Annotated in this window: 17 protein-coding genes and 1 pseudogene; 6 read left to right on the top strand and 12 right to left on the bottom strand. The window is 65.8% G+C overall.

Translation table 11 applies throughout. The features are described from left to right. Positions 1–185: pseudogene (locus D6M19_RS34460) on the top strand (HNH endonuclease signature motif containing protein); the annotation flags it as partial. A 43-nt stretch (positions 186–228) separates the two neighbouring features. Here D6M19_RS34460 and D6M19_RS31925 read toward each other — a convergent pair. Next, positions 229–501 (bottom strand): hypothetical protein, encoded by a 273-nt coding sequence (locus tag D6M19_RS31925; protein ID WP_164478794.1) that lies wholly within the window; start codon positions 499–501, stop codon positions 229–231. 326 nt (positions 502–827) lie between these two features. On the opposite strand from D6M19_RS31925, the gene D6M19_RS31920 reads away from it, so the two are divergent. Together D6M19_RS31920 and D6M19_RS31915 are read left to right on the top strand one after the other, a co-directional pair. After that, on the top strand, positions 828–2,369 hold the full coding sequence (locus D6M19_RS31920; RefSeq protein WP_123029307.1) for an adenylate/guanylate cyclase domain-containing protein: 1,542 nt from the start codon (positions 828–830) through the stop codon (positions 2,367–2,369). A gap of 113 nt (positions 2,370–2,482) precedes the next feature. Continuing rightward, positions 2,483–2,773 carry a CDGP domain-containing protein gene (locus D6M19_RS31915; RefSeq protein WP_123029306.1) on the top strand — a complete coding sequence of 97 codons (291 nt, stop codon included), beginning with the start codon at positions 2,483–2,485 and terminating at the stop codon, positions 2,771–2,773. Between the two features lie 6 nt (positions 2,774–2,779). On the opposite strand, the gene D6M19_RS31910 is transcribed toward D6M19_RS31915, so the two are convergent. The 6 genes from D6M19_RS31910 to D6M19_RS31885 form a co-directional block, all read right to left on the bottom strand. Then, positions 2,780–3,211 carry a prepilin peptidase gene (locus D6M19_RS31910; protein WP_123029305.1) on the bottom strand — a complete coding sequence of 144 codons (432 nt, stop codon included), beginning with the start codon at positions 3,209–3,211 and terminating at the stop codon, positions 2,780–2,782. Between the two features lie 9 nt (positions 3,212–3,220). Then, the gene (locus D6M19_RS31905) at positions 3,221–4,039 is read right to left on the bottom strand and encodes a shikimate dehydrogenase (RefSeq protein WP_234835148.1); all 819 of its coding nucleotides are present in this window, start codon (positions 4,037–4,039) and stop codon (positions 3,221–3,223) included. Beyond that, entirely contained in the window at positions 4,017–5,267 is a 1,251-nt protein-coding gene (gene mltG, locus D6M19_RS35045; protein ID WP_123029304.1) for an endolytic transglycosylase MltG, read from the bottom strand. Before mltG ends, D6M19_RS31905 begins: the two co-directional genes overlap by 23 nt. Next, entirely contained in the window at positions 5,260–5,757 is a 498-nt protein-coding gene (ruvX, locus tag D6M19_RS31895; RefSeq protein ID WP_123029303.1) for a Holliday junction resolvase RuvX, read from the bottom strand. The genes mltG and ruvX overlap by 8 nt, the downstream gene beginning before the upstream one ends. Before the next feature lie 4 nt (positions 5,758–5,761). Continuing rightward, positions 5,762–8,452, bottom strand: coding sequence for an alanine--tRNA ligase (gene alaS / locus D6M19_RS31890; RefSeq protein WP_123029302.1), 2,691 nt, complete (start codon positions 8,450–8,452; stop codon positions 5,762–5,764). 79 nt (positions 8,453–8,531) lie between these two features. Then, a complete protein-coding gene (locus D6M19_RS31885; protein ID WP_123029301.1) occupies positions 8,532–8,933 on the bottom strand; it encodes a secondary thiamine-phosphate synthase enzyme YjbQ in 402 nt (133 codons plus the stop codon). 103 nt (positions 8,934–9,036) lie between these two features. Between D6M19_RS31885 and D6M19_RS31880 the strand changes: the two genes are divergently transcribed. The 3 genes from D6M19_RS31880 to D6M19_RS31870 all read left to right on the top strand — a co-directional run bounded on the left by D6M19_RS31880 (position 9,037) and on the right by D6M19_RS31870 (position 10,709). Continuing rightward, positions 9,037–9,657, top strand: coding sequence for a hypothetical protein (locus D6M19_RS31880; RefSeq protein WP_206428690.1), 621 nt, complete (start codon positions 9,037–9,039; stop codon positions 9,655–9,657). A gap of 94 nt (positions 9,658–9,751) precedes the next feature. Beyond that, positions 9,752–10,063, top strand: a complete 312-nt coding sequence (locus D6M19_RS31875; RefSeq protein WP_123029300.1) for a GlsB/YeaQ/YmgE family stress response membrane protein — start codon at positions 9,752–9,754, stop codon at positions 10,061–10,063. A gap of 121 nt (positions 10,064–10,184) precedes the next feature. Continuing rightward, positions 10,185–10,709: a cupin domain-containing protein gene (locus D6M19_RS31870; protein ID WP_123029299.1), complete on the top strand. Its 525-nt coding sequence runs from the start codon at positions 10,185–10,187 to the stop codon at positions 10,707–10,709. Between the two features lie 17 nt (positions 10,710–10,726). Here D6M19_RS31870 and D6M19_RS31865 read toward each other — a convergent pair whose 3' ends face one another. From D6M19_RS31865 to D6M19_RS31845, 5 genes are all read right to left on the bottom strand, one after another. Continuing rightward, the gene (locus D6M19_RS31865) at positions 10,727–11,200 is read right to left on the bottom strand and encodes an SRPBCC family protein (RefSeq protein ID WP_123029298.1); all 474 of its coding nucleotides are present in this window, start codon (positions 11,198–11,200) and stop codon (positions 10,727–10,729) included. Continuing rightward, positions 11,197–11,529: an ArsR/SmtB family transcription factor gene (locus D6M19_RS31860; protein WP_123029297.1), complete on the bottom strand. Its 333-nt coding sequence runs from the start codon at positions 11,527–11,529 to the stop codon at positions 11,197–11,199. The genes D6M19_RS31865 and D6M19_RS31860 overlap by 4 nt, the downstream gene beginning before the upstream one ends. Positions 11,530–11,667: 138 nt before the next feature. Next, positions 11,668–11,853: a hypothetical protein gene (locus D6M19_RS31855; RefSeq protein WP_123029296.1), complete on the bottom strand. Its 186-nt coding sequence runs from the start codon at positions 11,851–11,853 to the stop codon at positions 11,668–11,670. A gap of 61 nt (positions 11,854–11,914) precedes the next feature. Continuing rightward, positions 11,915–13,258 carry a replication-associated recombination protein A gene (locus tag D6M19_RS31850; RefSeq protein ID WP_123029295.1) on the bottom strand — a complete coding sequence of 448 codons (1,344 nt, stop codon included), beginning with the start codon at positions 13,256–13,258 and terminating at the stop codon, positions 11,915–11,917. 46 nt (positions 13,259–13,304) lie between these two features. Then, positions 13,305–14,141: a DUF3097 domain-containing protein gene (locus D6M19_RS31845; RefSeq protein ID WP_123029294.1), complete on the bottom strand. Its 837-nt coding sequence runs from the start codon at positions 14,139–14,141 to the stop codon at positions 13,305–13,307. Positions 14,142–14,152 lie beyond the last annotated feature (11 nt).

Genomic DNA, 14,152 nt, shown 5'->3' with positions numbered 1-14,152 from the left:
TGTGCGCGCCCACCGCCACCCTCTGGACCGGCCAACCACCAGAGGTCGAACCGGCCCAAGGCCGCGGGGCGATGATGCCCAAACGCCGACACACCCGCGCCCACACCACCGCCAAAGCCAAAGCCGCAGAACGCAAACTCAACGACGCCCACGTCGCCGAACGCAACAAACCACCACCGTTCTGATATGGACACCAGCACATCGTTGCGGATGACAGTTATCCGACACCTACACGATCCCAAAAACCTTCGCTAGCCACTCGATGCCGGATCCGCGGCCAAAGTCGTGGTCGCGCCCCAAGGCGTCCCGTATCAAATCGACGAGTTGTTCAAAGTTGTTCGGCTGGTCCGTTGTAGGAGTACCCGTTCTAGGAGGACTGTCGTTCAGCACGATGTCGCCGAAGAGGTTGGTGACCCGACATGGCCCTTCGCAGGTAGCGGTTTTGAGCGGCACGAGGCTGCCCACATCAAGGGTGACCACATACTTCACTCCGGTTCCCACCTGGTTGATGGTTATTTTCACCTTGTTGTTTTCAAACAGACGCTAGGAACGTCGATTGCAAGGTTTTCTCCCGGGTGCATGCATCGAACGACACGGGGGCAGCGATGGCATTGGCGTCGCGAGCGCCGTCACGCGTCGTGCGCCAGGCGACGCGCAACTATCTGTTCAACGCATGACGCGTCTTCGTAAACCTTCGGGAGTTGTTGCGAGCTGAAGTGCCCTTCGCGCAATCGCAGCCACCGTCTACTGAGAACATTCCGGACCGGCGCGGTCCTCATGCAGCCGATACCGTACCGCTCGTCACAGCGTCAATTACGCTCGATGCTGTGCCGGAGACGTCGTATGCATCCTGCGGCGACCTCAGCCTGGCGTATCAGGTTTTCGGGGACGGGCCAATAGAGCTCGTCGTCGCCGGATCGTTCGCCAGCCACGTCGAGCTGTACTGGACCATGCCCGAATTCGTGGCCTTCTTCGAGCGGCTCTCCACGTTCTGTCGCGTCCTTCTGTTCGACAAGGCAGGGGCGGGGCTGTCGGACCCGGTGCCGAAAGTTCGCACGCTGGACGATCGAGCGGCCGAGATCGAGGCTGTAATGGACGCCGCCGGCTTCCAAAGAGCGGTCGTTTTCGGTGCGAGCGAGGGCGGCCCGGCCGCCATCGTGTTCGCGGCAACACGACCGGAGCGAACGCGGGCGTTGATTCTCACCGGCACCTCCGCGTACTCCTTCGCCAACGGCTGGGATGACCTGGACCGCGATCCGACCGAGGTGCGGGCGCGCCTCCTGCGCGATCTGGGTGAGGACTACACGCCTTCGGTGAAGCAGATCGCCCGCTGGCAGGCTTGGTGCCGCGCCGCCGTCTCGGCGTGGGGCAGCGGCGAGGCGGCGAAGGCTCTGCTGCCGTCGGTGCGGTCGATACGCCTGCTTGCAATGGTGGAGCGCATGAGCGCCAGCCCCGGGATGGCGCGGGTGTCATTCGAAGCCATGTTCCGGATAGACGTGCGGCCGATCCTGCCGACGATGAGCACGCCCACCCTGCTCATCCATGCCCACGACGAAGTCGTTCCTGTGCAGTGCGGCCGCTACCTCGCCGACCACATCCCTGGTGCGCGGCTGCTTGAAGTCGAGGGCAGGGACCACGCGCCATGGCTCGCCGATCCCGACCGGATCTTGACCGAGGTCGAGGAGTTCCTCACCGGCAGCCAGGGGGCGCCGTCGCAGTCACGTCGCGCCCTGCGCACCGTGTTGTTCACAGACATGGTCGCCTCCACGGAACACGCGGCGACGACGGGCGACGAGCGGTGGCGTGCGGTGCTGCATCGCCTTGGTGAAATCACCGCCGACGTCACGCAACGATTCGGCGGGACGGTGGTGGAGAGCACCGGCGACGGCCACCTCATCACATTCGACGGCCCGACGCAGGCCATCCGCTGCGCCGAGGCCTTGCGTACTGACGCCGAGTCGTTGGGTATCGATCTCCGCGCCGGCATTCACACCGGCGAGTGCGAACTGCTGGGCAGCCGCATCGGCGGGATTGCCGTGCACATCGCGGCGCGGATAGTCGGCCAGGCCGGCGCCGGGGAAATCCTCGTTTCCCGCACCGTGCGTGACCTGGTGGTCGGATCGGGCACGGGCTTCGAGGACCGCGGCAGCGTCGAACTGCGCGGCGTGCCCGGCACCTGGCAACTTTTGGCGGTCGATCGCCACGGCCCTCGGCCGGGTTCGGCCGAGGCCGAACTGGTGTCAGCGCCGACCCCCGGCCCCCAGACCGTGATGCACCGTTCGGACCGCGCCGTGGCCGCGATGGCCAGGCGCACGCCTTGGATCCTGCGAGGGATGGCCCGCCTCGCCCCGTCCACGGGTCGCAGATGAGCTGAGACACGTTGAGCCGATGATGCCCAAGCGCTGAATTTCGGTGTCGTGCAAGGCCGCAAAAACCGGGTACACAAGCGGTAACGTCAGCGGCGTTGTGACGGGAGACAACCATGAAGCGCAACATCGTCGGAGCATCGGCGACCCTGCTGATGGCCGCAGGGCTGATCACCTCGGCGCCGCCGGCCAACGCCGGCTGCTGGTACGGAGGACCCGTCATCAGCAAGTGCGATGGCGCCGTCCAGCCTGACGGCACCTGGCAACGTTGCGTGGCAGTTGCCCGCCTGATTCCTAGCGGCTTCAGTTCCTACCTGGTGCCAGAAAAGCGCTGCGACTTGATGGGTCCTGACCTGCACCCGGCGGATCTCGCCTTCGCCGACCCGCCAACGCACATCGACGACTGAGCCGTTCTAAAGTATGACCAGCGCCGCGGCCGCCACGGTGGCCAGGCACATCGACGGACCATGGGGAACAGCCGAACCGGAGCGACGGATGACGGCCGCAGATGCCCATATCGCGGTCAGCAGTGGAGCAGTGACCGCGGCCAGCGCCCACACGTCGAATCCGAACGCACCCGTCAGTCCACCCACGCCCAGCGCGAGCTTCACATCACCGGCACCCATCGAAGCAGGCGATATCAGGTGGACGACGAGATACAAGCCGGCAAGCCCGATCGCACCCCACAGTGCCGGAACGCCGCGGCCCGCCGCCGCGGCGACCGCGAGAATGACCAGCGCGCCCGGCATCGTCAACCAATTGGGCAACCGCCGATCACGGACGTCGTACACGGACAGCACGACAAGCCACGCCGACACGCATACGGCGGCCACCCCCACCCCCATGTAACGAGGCTAATCCTCCGGAAGCGCCGCTCTCATCGCCTCTTTCGGCGCGGGTAGACCGGTGAACTGCTCGACCTGGGCGTAGGCCTGGTGGAGCAGCATCTGCAGGCCGCTGATCACTCGGCCGCCTTCCGCCTCGACCGCCGCAGCGAGCGGCGTCGGCCACGGGTCGTAAATCGCGTCGAGCAGTACCGGTGTCGACGACAGCACCGCGGCGTACCGTGCAGCTGCTTCCGCCGGGACGGTGTTCACCACTGCATCCGCAGACGCGACCACCTGCGCCACATCGGCGCCGTTGATGTCACACCAGTTGGCATCGACGCCCACCCTGGCCGCGAGATCGACCACCGCGGCGACCTTTTCACGGTCACGCGCCACTACCGTGATGCGCTTCACGCCGAGTTCGACCAGCCCTAACACCACCGCCGGTGCAGTTCCGCCCGATCCAACGACGATCGCGTGACCCGATGCCTCACCCAACGCACCGGTCACCCCGTCGATGTCTGTGTTGTCGGCGCGCCATCCCGTGGACGTCCGCACCAGGGTGTTGGCCGCGCCAACCAACTCCGCTCGCGTGGTGCGCTCGTCGGCGAACCTCAGCGCGGCGAACTTGTTCGGCATCGTCACCGAAACGCCAACCCACTCGGGACCGAACTCTCGTACCACGGACGGCAATTCGTCTGCCGTGCACTCGATGCGGTCGTAGGTCCAGCTGTCCAGCCCCAGCGCGCGGTAGGCCGCCAGATGCAGCTGCGGTGAACGCGAGTGAGCAATCGGCGAGCCGAGGACGCCCGCCTTGCGTGGGTTAGCGGGCGCTGTCGAGGACACCGTTGCGCTTCGCGAGCTCGATGTTCGCCAGGTGCTGTGGGTAATCCCGGGTGAAGAGCGTCGTGCCCTGCATGTCGATGGTGACGAAGTACAGCCAGTCCCCGTCGGCTGGATGTTCAGCGGCGGCGAGCGCGTCGGAACCCGGCGAGCAAATCGGGGTGGCTGGAAGTCCGTCGCGCACATAGGTGTTCCACGGGGTCGCCTTCCCACGGTCGGCGTCGGTGGTGGCGACCTCCTGGCGATCCAGTGAATAGTTCACCGTTGAGTCGAACTCCAGCCTGCGGTGATCCGGTGCGACCAAGCGGTTGTAGATGACCCGAGCCACCTTGTTGAAGTCCTGGGGTTTGGATTCCCGCTGCACCAGCGACGCCACCGTCAGGATCTGGTACGGCGACATGCTCAATGACTTGGCGGTGTCCAACAGCCCGCCCTGCGCGTACTGGTAGGCGCTGGCACCGATGAGGGCGGACAGGATGTCCTTCGGTGAGGCGGAGGGGTCGACATTCCATGAGCCGGGGGCGATCAGACCTTCGAGCCTGCGATGGTCATCACCCATGGCCTCCACCGGCTTGGTCGCCCAGTCGGGCACGGACAACTCCGCAAGAGATGCGCTGCCTGCCGCGTCGCGAAGGTCATCGACGGACACACAGTGGCGGTCGCCGTCGAGATCCACACAGGTGGCGTTCGAGATCAACTGGAAGATGCCATCGGTGACATCGTTGGTCTTGACATCCTGGATGTCGTCGAGCTGGCGGCCTTCGGGGATGACGAGCTTGCCCACCCGGTTCTGCGCATCGGCAAGCCGCGCAACGGCATCCGCCGCCGGTATCTCGGTGCGCATCTTGTAGAAGCCGGGCTGGATGGCCTGGATGGCGGCGTTTCCTTCGGCGGCGCTGACGAATGCCTTTGACGTCGCGACCACCTCGCGGTCTTCGAGCGTCTTGCCGATAGCCGTGGTGGAGTCGCCGTCGTGGACCTGGATGACGACGTCCGACTTGCCCTCACCCGAGTAGTCGGAGCCCCCGCCGAACACGGTGTGCCACAGCCGCGAACCGAGGAAGACGGCGCCGATAACGATCACGATGAAGACGCAGAGGGTAACGGCACGCACCGCGCGGCGCCTTCGGCGGCGACGAGCCTCGCGTATCCGGTCCGCACGGCTGAGGCGACGCCGCGGCGGCCCGACCGCCACCGGCTGTGGGCGTCCGCGATCCCACGCGTCAGGCATTGCCGACCTCGTTGATCGAGGTGCGCCGCTGATCCAGCCAGCTCTGCAGGATTCCGACGGCCGCGGCCTGGTCGATCATCGCCTTCTGTCCCCTTGCCCGAACACCGGCTTCACGCAGCGAGCGTTGCGCCGTGACAGTGGTCAACCGCTCGTCAGCCATCCGCACCGGGGTCGGCGCGACGCGGCGCGCCAGATCCTCGGCGAGGCCGATGGCGTCCTCTGCGGACGGACCGGTCCGGTCGGCGAGCGTACGCGGCAACCCGACGACCACCTCAACAACGTCCAACTCGTCGACGAGTTTGGTGAGCCGTCGCAGGTGGCGGTCCGTCCTGTCGCGGCGGACGGTCTCCACCGGCGTGGCGAGGATGCCGTCGGGATCGCTTACCGCGACACCGATTCGAACGCTGCCCACGTCGACGCCCAACCGTCGTCCGCGACCGGGGTCGTCGCCTCCGGGCCGATCCGGCAGACGGTGTTCAGGGTTGCCCACGTGGCTAGCTCCGGCCTATCTCCGCGCGTAGGGCGGCCAGCGCCGCGTCGATGCCTGCGGCCCCCTTGCCGGAGCCCTGCGCCATGTCGGCCTTGCCGCCGCCGCGGCCGTTCACCGCCGCGCCCAGCCCCTTGACCAGATCGTTCGCCTTCAATCCGAGATCCTGGGCGGCGGGGTTGACCGCGACCACGAACGGGACGCTGTCGTCGTCCCCCTCTGCGATCAACGCGATGACAGCTGGTTCGGAACCGATCTTGCCGCGGATATCGCCGACGAGGCTACGCAGATCCGAGGCCGATGTTCCACCAGCCATCCGCTGCGCCACGACACGGACCTTACCGACCTGCTCGGCGCCCGCTGCGGCGTTCACTGCGGCAGCCCGCGCATTGGCCAGCCGCATCCGGTCGAGTTCCTTCTCCGCGGTCTTCAAACGGTCGACCAGCTGGGCCACCCGCGCAGGAACCTGGTCGGAAGGAACCTTCAGCGACGACGCAAGCCCCGCCATCAGGGCGCGTTCCTTGGTGAGGTGGCGGAATGAGTCAAGCCCGACGTACGCCTCGACCCGCCGCACACCAGATCCGATGGACGACTCGCCGAGAATGGTGACCGGGCCGATCTGCGCCGAATTGCGAACGTGCGTGCCGCCGCACAGTTCAAGTGAGAACGGGCCGCCGATCTCGACCACCCGCACCTCCTCGGGATAGGCCTCGCCGAACAGCGCCATCGCGCCCATCGACTTGGCCTTCTCGAGGTCGGTGGTGAAGCTGTGCACCTCGTAATCGGCCTCGACGGCCTCGTTGGTGACCTCTTCGATCTGGGTTCGCTGATCCTCATTCAACGGGCCCTGCCAATTGAAGTCGAACCGCAGATATCCGGGACGGTTGAGTGAACCTGCCTGAACGGCGTTGGGGCCCAATACCTGTCGCAGCGCGGCGTGCACCATGTGTGTGCCTGAGTGCCCCTGCGTTGCGCCATGGCGCCAGCGCGGGTCGACGGCCGCCACGACCGTATCGCCCTCGACGAACTCTCCGGACTCCACGTTGATCCGGTGCGCCCACAGCGTTTTGGCGATCTTCTGCACATCGCTGACGGCCGCCTTCGCCGTCGCCGACGCGGCGGTTCCGGTGATGCTGCCTTCGTCGGCGATCTGGCCGCCGGACTCGGCGTAGAACGGGGTGCGGTCAAGGATCAGCTCGACGCGCTGGGCCTGCTGACCGTCGTGGGCCACGACAGGCACCCGCTTGCCATCCACAAAAATACCGAGAATTCTTGCCTCGGTTGATAATTCGTCAAAGCCGGTGAACTCGGTCGGGCCAGTGTCGACCAGTTCGCGGTACGCCGACAGATCGGTGTGAGCCTGCTTGCGGGCGGCCGCATCGGCCTTCGCGCGCTTCCGCTGCTCGGCCATCAGGCTCCGGAAGCCCTCTTCGTCGACGCTGAGGTCGGCTTCGGCGGCCATCTCGAGGGTCAGTTCGAACGGGAAGCCGTAGGTGTCGTGCAGGGTGAACGCGTCGGTCCCTGAGATCTCGGATTTGCCGGACCGCTTCGTCGTGGTGGCTGCGTCGTCGAACAGCCGAGAGCCCGACGCCAGCGTGCGGTTGAACGCCGTCTCTTCTGCCACCGCGATCCGCTGGATTCGGTCGAAATCGCTGACCAGCTCCGGATATGACGGCCCCATCGCATCACGCACGGTGGCCATGATGTCGCCGATGATCGGCTGGTCGATCCCCAGCAGCTTCGCAGACCGGATGACCCGGCGCAGCAGGCGGCGCAGCACATAGCCACGGCCGTCGTTGCCGGGGCTGATGCCGTCGGCGATGATGATCGCCGCGGTGCGGCTGTGGTCGGCGATGATCCGGTAGCGAACATCGTCTCCGTGGCTGCCCCTGCCGTACCCGCGGGGGGCGATGCCCGCGACGAGGTCGATCACCGGGCGAAGCAGATCCGTCTCGTAGACGTTGTCGACGCCCTGCAGCAGGCAGGCAACGCGTTCAATGCCCATGCCGGTGTCGATGTTCTTGCGCGGCAGCGGCCCGAGGATCTCGAAGTTGTCCTTCGACGTGCCCTCGCCGCGCTCGTTCTGCATGAACACGAGATTCCAGATCTCGATGTAGCGGTCCTCGTTGGCTTCTGGGCCGCCCTCAGCGCCGTACTCCGGGCCGCGGTCGTAGTAGATCTCCGATGACGGGCCGCACGGACCGGGGATGCCCATCGACCAGTAGTTGTCGGCCATACCGCGACGCTGGATCCGCTCTGCGGGTATGCCGGTGACCTCCCGCCACAAATCGGCGGCCTCGTCGTCATCGAGATAGACTGTCGCCCAGAGCCTTTCGGGGTCGAAACCATATCCGCCCTGATCGACGGGATTAGTCAACAGCGACCAGGCCAGCTCGATGGCGCCCTTCTTGAAGTAGTCGCCGAACGAGAAGTTGCCCGCCATCTGGAAGAACGTGTTGTGCCGAGTGGTGATGCCCACCTCGTCGATGTCGGGTGTGCGGATGCATTTCTGGATGCTGGTCGCGCGATTCCACGGGGCGGTGCGCTGACCCAGGAAGTAGGGCACGAACTGAACCATGCCCGCGTTGACGAACAGCAGGTTGGGGTCGTCGAGGATCACAGAAGCGCTGGGCACCTCGGTATGGCCCGCGTTCACGAAGTGATCGAGGAATCGCTTCCTGATCTCGTGTGTCTGCACCCTGTCGTCCTCTTTGTTCTCGGCGTCTTCCGGTCAACCCGACCGCACCACAGTACCGGGCTGGTTTGTCGCGCCTTAACTAGCCGTTTATGAAGCTCAAGCGCACCGAGCGGCGCGGATTGTCCCTGTTCAAGTCAACGAGGACGACACTCTGCCATGTTCCCAGCAGAGGTTGTCCATCCTGCACCGGCACCGTCACCGACGGCGCGACGAGAGCAGGCAGGACATGGTCGGCTCCGTGGCCCGGCGAGCCGTGCGAATGCTGGTATCGATCGTCGCGCGGAAGCAGGGTTTCCAGCGTGTCGACGAGGTCGTCGTCTGAACCGGCGCCGGTCTCGATGATCGCGACGCCTGCCGTCGCATGCGGCACGAAGACGTTGCAGAGGCCGTCGCGGTGGGCGGCGCAGAACTCACGGACCTGCTCGGTGAGATCGACGATCCGCTGCCGCGACGAGTCGATTTCGATTACGTCGGAATCCATAACTCCAGGCTACGGACCTTGAAGGCGTCGCTCGGTGGGAGGATCCTAATCGATGGTGGGTGGCGCCACCGGGGCGCCGCCCCTGAGATAGAGGGGGTGGACCGTGTACGCACGCTCTACCACTATCCAGGCGCAACCCTCGTCCATCGATGAAGGGATCGCATACGTCCGCGACGAGGTCATGCCGGCGCTGAAAGCAATGGACGGCTATGTCGGGCTGTCTCTATTGGTCGACAGGGAGTCCGGTCGGTGTATTGCCACCAGCGCGTGGGAAACAGAAGACGCGATGCGCGTAAGCACAGAGCGCACGAGCCCGCTCCGCGACCAGGCGAGTGTGAGGTTCGGCGGCAAAGCCACGGTCGACCAGTGGGAGATCGGAGCAATGCACCGCGAACACCGCTCGGGTGACGGCGCATGCGTCCGGACAACGTGGATCAAGATGCCGCGCGATCAGATCGACCGGTCCATCGACTTCTATCGAACCGATGTCCTGCCCTCACTTGAGAACCTCGATGGCTTCTGCAGTGCCAGCTTCATGGTGAACCGTGAAACCGGCCGAGGTGTGTCGTCGGCAACGTTCGACAGCCGCGAGGCGATGGCCCGCAATGAGGAGAACGCGAGAGAGCTCCGCAATGCGCGAACCCGCGAGCTTGGTGCGGACATCCTGGACGTCGGCGAGTTCGATCTTTCACTCGCCCAGCTGCGGCTACCCGAGATGGCGTGATCGCCACCCCGCTTCCGATTGATTGACGAGGGCGTTTATTTCGTCGTGGCGAGGGTATTTCATCTCCACCCCACTACGGCTCCTTGGAGGAGAAATGACCATTACCGGCGTTATCACCGCAATTCTGATCGGCATCGTGGTCGGTGTACTCGGCCGCCTGCTTGTACCCGGCAAGCAGTCGATCGGCATGCTCGTCACCATCGTGATCGGCATTGTCGGAGCCTTCCTCGGCACGGCAATCGCCCGCGCGCTCGGCATTCCGACCGTGACCAACGGCATCGACTGGCTGGAGCTGCTGGTGCAGGTCATCGTCGCAGCACTGGGCGTGGCCCTTGTCTCGTCGATGATGGGCCGCAGGCGTGGCGGCGTCGTCGGCGGACGCAGGCGTTCGAGCCTGTTCCGCTAGCCACCACTCAGCGAGCCCGGCGGCGCCCCCTGGCCGCCGGGTTCGCTCATGTTCGGACCGATATCCGGCGAGAACCACTTCGAGGCTTGGCATTCCGCCGATTTCGATGTTGCATCAAAAGATGACCTTCTCGAAGGACGCAGTCTTGACGGTGGTGCAGCCGAGCGAGGGCGAGAGCGTGGCGATTCCCGGCTTCGGAGCCGCGTTCAAACTCACCAGCCAAACCACCGGCGGGCTGGTCGCGATCGTCGAACATCCCTTCGCGGTCGGATTGATCACCGCGGCACATCGACACACCTATGAGGACGAGCATTCCCTCGTGCTTGCCGGAGAAATCGGATTCCGATCCGACGACGACGAAGTCGTGCTCGGCCCAGGCGGTTACATCACCAAGCCGCGCGGCCAGATGCACGCCATGTGGAATGCGGGTAGCGAGCCCGGGCGCATCGTCGAAGTCATCACACCGGGGGGCTTCGAGAACTACTTCCGCGAACTGGGTGAACTGCTGGCGTCGGGCACCGGTTCGACGCTGCACGAAACACCCGAGTTCATCGATCTGGCGACCAAGTACGGCCTGACCTACGGATCGCCGCAGTGGATGGCCGACATCGTGGCGCGGTACGGCTTGACGCCGCCGACGCACTGACGCCACGGGTTCTGCCCTCAGAGCGACTCCAGCAGCACGTCGAGCTTTTCGTAGCCTTCGGTCATGCCGCCCTCCATGCCCGAGGACAGCAGGGCGTCGCGGGCCTCGGTGTTCGGGCAGATCGACCGGCCGCGTAGCCGGCTGCGGCCGTCGCCGAGGTCCTCGAACCACATGAACTCGATGTTCACCATGTCCGGGGCGCCGTCGAATTCGAACGTCTGGATGATGAGTTCGTTCTCGCGGACGGTGTGAAACGTGCCGTTGAACCGGAAGTCGCCGTGCTCGTTGGAGTGCACATAGCGGTAGCCGCCGTGGCCGGTGAAGTTCCACTCCTCGATCACCATCTCCAGGCCGTGCGGGCCCAGCCACTGCTTGACCAGATCCGGCTCGGCATGTGCGCGGAACAACGCCTGCACCGGTGCGTCGAATTCGCGGGTGAACTCCATCGCCAAGGTGTCGACAGGGGCCGCCAGGTTGAGTGCGTTCGTCATCGCTTCTTCCCTCTCTTTGTGGTGTCGGTCATGCCGGCCAGCAGTGCGTCCAGCCGGCGGTAATTGCGTTCGGCGTCAAGCCGATATCGGTCGATCCACGCGGTCAGCTTCTCCAGGGCGGCCGCGTCGAGATGGACCGGCCTGCGCTGCGCATCGCGGGTCCTGGTGACCAGCCCCGCCTGCTCGAGCACCTGAATGTGCTTGGACACCGCCTGTTTGGTGATTTCGAACGGTGCGGCGAGTTCGTTGACCGTCGCGGGTCCGCGCGACAGTCGCGCGACAATGGCCCGACGGAACGGGTCGGCGAGCGCCATGAAGGCGCGATCCATCCGCGCGTCTGCATCTCCATCACTCTCCAATAGTCAACCTTGTGTTTGATCAACAAGTTGGTTGATTACAACGGTACGACGCGATCGTCGAGGCGTCAAGGATCAATCTGGGGCGGAAAAGCGAGGGCCGGCGGTGAACTACAGCTTGCGCGACGACTCAACGCCCGCGATGACCACGGCGAGAGCCGCGACCACGAACACGACGGCCGCGAGCGCGGTCGCGACGACTTCGCTCGGTCCTCCGTGAATTTTCCACATTGTCACCGTGACAGCGATCGCCGCCAGAACACCGGACACAATGACGACCACCCAGACTTCGCGCACGTGCGCGACGATACTGCCCGCCCCCCGGCACGGATGCGAATATGAAGCAGCGGCTCGCGCCTCAAGAGCGTCGGCCGGTCCTGCGAATAATTGCGCGCAGCTTGTCCAACCTGCCCGAGATCTCCCGTTCGGCGCCGTGGTTGGTCGGCTTGTAGTAGTCCACACCTACCAGCTCGTCGGGCGGATATTGTTGCGGCACAACACCGTCGGGGTCGTCATGGGCATACTTGTAACCGACCGCGTTGCCGAGTCCCTCGGCGCCCGAGTAATGCCCGTCGCGCAGTGCGGGCGGAACGAGGCCCGCCTTGCCCGCTCTGACGTCGGCCATCGCCGCGCCGAGCGCCGTCGTCACGGCATTGGACTTCGGCGCGGTCGCGAGGTGGACGGTGGCGTGGGCAAGCGTGAGTTGCGCCTCCGGCATGCCGATCAGCGTCACCGTCTGCGCGGCGGCGACGGCGGTCTGCAGCGCGGTTGGATCTGCCATCCCGATGTCCTCGCTGGCCAGAATCATCAGCCTGCGCGCGACGAACCGAGGGTCCTCCCCCGCAACAAGCATGCGGGCCAGGTAGTGCAGGGCGGCGTCGACGTCCGAACCGCGAACGGATTTGATGAACGCGCTGATGACGTCGTAGTGCTGGTCACCGTCGCGGTCGTAGCGGACCGCGGCCTTGTCCAGCGACTGCTCGATCGTCTCGACCGTGACCGTTGGGCCGGCCTCGGACGCCACCTCCAACGCTGTCAGCGCGCGCCTCGCGTCTCCCGCGGAGAGTTGCACCAGCAGTTCCTCCGCCTCGGCGGTCACCGTGACCTTGCCGGCCAACCCGCGAGGGTCTTCGATCGCGCGCGTGACGACGGCACGGACGTCGTCGGCGGTCAGCGGCTGCAACTGCAGGATCAACGATCGGGAAAGCAGCGGCGCGACGACCGAGAACGACGGGTTCTCCGTCGTGGCGGCCACCAGCAGCACCACCCGGTTCTCGACGGCGGACAGCAGCGCGTCCTGCTGGGTCTTGGAGAACCGGTGCACCTCGTCGATGAACAGCACCGTCTGTTCGCCGTATGCGGCGGCCCTGCGAGCCACGTCGATGACGGACCGGACCTCCTTGACCCCTGCCGACAGCGCGGACAGCGCCTCGAACCGGCGACCGGTGGCCTGTGAGATCAGCGACGCCAGCGTCGTCTTACCCGTGCCCGGTGGACCGTAGAGGATGACAGAAGCCGCGCCAGACCCCTCGACAAGGCGGCGCATCGGCGAGTTCGGCGCAAGGAGGTGATCCTGCCCGACGACCTCGTCGAGGGACGCAGGCCGCATCCGCACTGCCAGCGGGCTCGAGGCGCCAATGGGGCCCGCTGCGCCTCCGGTCGAGGTCGGCTCGCCGGGGACGTCGAATAGACCGTCGGACACGCTCTCTCTCTACCACGGCGCTACGACTTCGCCGACGGCCGAGCCGTCATGTATGCAGAGCCGTCACGAAGTCGATCAGTTCCTCGACCCGGCCGATGAGTGCCGGTTCGAGGTCGTTCCAGTCTCGCACCCGGCCACGGATCCGCTGCCACGCCTGTGCGATGTCCGCCTGCTTGGCGTGCGGCCAACCGAGCGCATCGCACACGCCGTGCTTCCAGTCCACACCGCGCGGAATCGACGGCCACGCCGGGATGCCGAGCCTGGCCGGCTTGACCGCCTGCCAGATGTCGATGAACGGATGGCCGACGACGAGCGTGTGCGCGCCGCCGGGACCCCGCCGCACCGCGTCTGCGATGCGGGCCTCCTTGGACCCGGCGACCAGATGGTCGACCAGCACGCCAAGCCTGCGGCCAGGCCCCGGAGCGAATTCCTCGACGATGGCAGCCAGATCATCGACCCCGCCGAGGTATTCGACGACCACACCCTCGACCCGCAGATCATCACCCCACACCTGCTCGACCAGTTCGGCGTCGTGACGGCCCTCCACGTAGATCCGGCTGGACAGAGCGACCTTGGCCTTCACGCCCGACACTGCGACCGACCCGGACGCGGTACGCCTGCCTGCGGTGGGAGCGGCCCGTCGGGGCGCAGTCAGGATGACCGGCTTGCCGTCGATCAGGTAACCCGGTCCGACGGGAAACGGTTTACGCCGTCCCCTCCTGTCCTCGAGTTCCATTCGGCCGTACTCGATCCGGACCACCGCGCCCACATAACCGGTCTGCGCGTCCTCCACGACCATGCCGATCTCCACCTGGCACTCGGCGGATCGGGGTTTCTTGTGCGGATTGTCGGCGAGGACATCCGAGCCATAGCGGTCAGCCACCGGGTGATCGT

This window comes from Mycolicibacterium stellerae, assembly GCF_003719305.1.
In the GTDB taxonomy this organism is placed as follows: Bacteria; Actinomycetota; Actinomycetes; order Mycobacteriales; family Mycobacteriaceae; genus Mycobacterium; species Mycobacterium stellerae.
The sequence above is the reverse complement of the archived record's forward strand: the minus strand, read 5'-3'. Positions and strand labels throughout refer to the sequence as shown.

What these genes read in the sequence shown, in the direction of transcription:
- D6M19_RS31915 (WP_123029306.1), top strand. Translation starts at nt 2,483, where the DNA reads ATGAAGCGCAACATCGTCGGAGCATCGGCGACCCTGCTGATGGCCGCA.
- D6M19_RS31910 (WP_123029305.1), bottom strand. Translation starts at nt 3,211, where the DNA reads ATGGGGGTGGGGGTGGCCGCCGTATGCGTGTCGGCGTGGCTTGTCGTG.
- mltG (WP_123029304.1), bottom strand. Translation starts at nt 5,267, where the DNA reads ATGCCTGACGCGTGGGATCGCGGACGCCCACAGCCGGTGGCGGTCGGG.
- D6M19_RS31885 (WP_123029301.1), bottom strand. Translation starts at nt 8,933, where the DNA reads ATGGATTCCGACGTAATCGAAATCGACTCGTCGCGGCAGCGGATCGTC.
- D6M19_RS31875 (WP_123029300.1), top strand. Translation starts at nt 9,752, where the DNA reads ATGACCATTACCGGCGTTATCACCGCAATTCTGATCGGCATCGTGGTC.
- D6M19_RS31870 (WP_123029299.1), top strand. Translation starts at nt 10,185, where the DNA reads ATGACCTTCTCGAAGGACGCAGTCTTGACGGTGGTGCAGCCGAGCGAG.
- D6M19_RS31865 (WP_123029298.1), bottom strand. Translation starts at nt 11,200, where the DNA reads ATGACGAACGCACTCAACCTGGCGGCCCCTGTCGACACCTTGGCGATG.
- D6M19_RS31860 (WP_123029297.1), bottom strand. Translation starts at nt 11,529, where the DNA reads ATGGATCGCGCCTTCATGGCGCTCGCCGACCCGTTCCGTCGGGCCATT.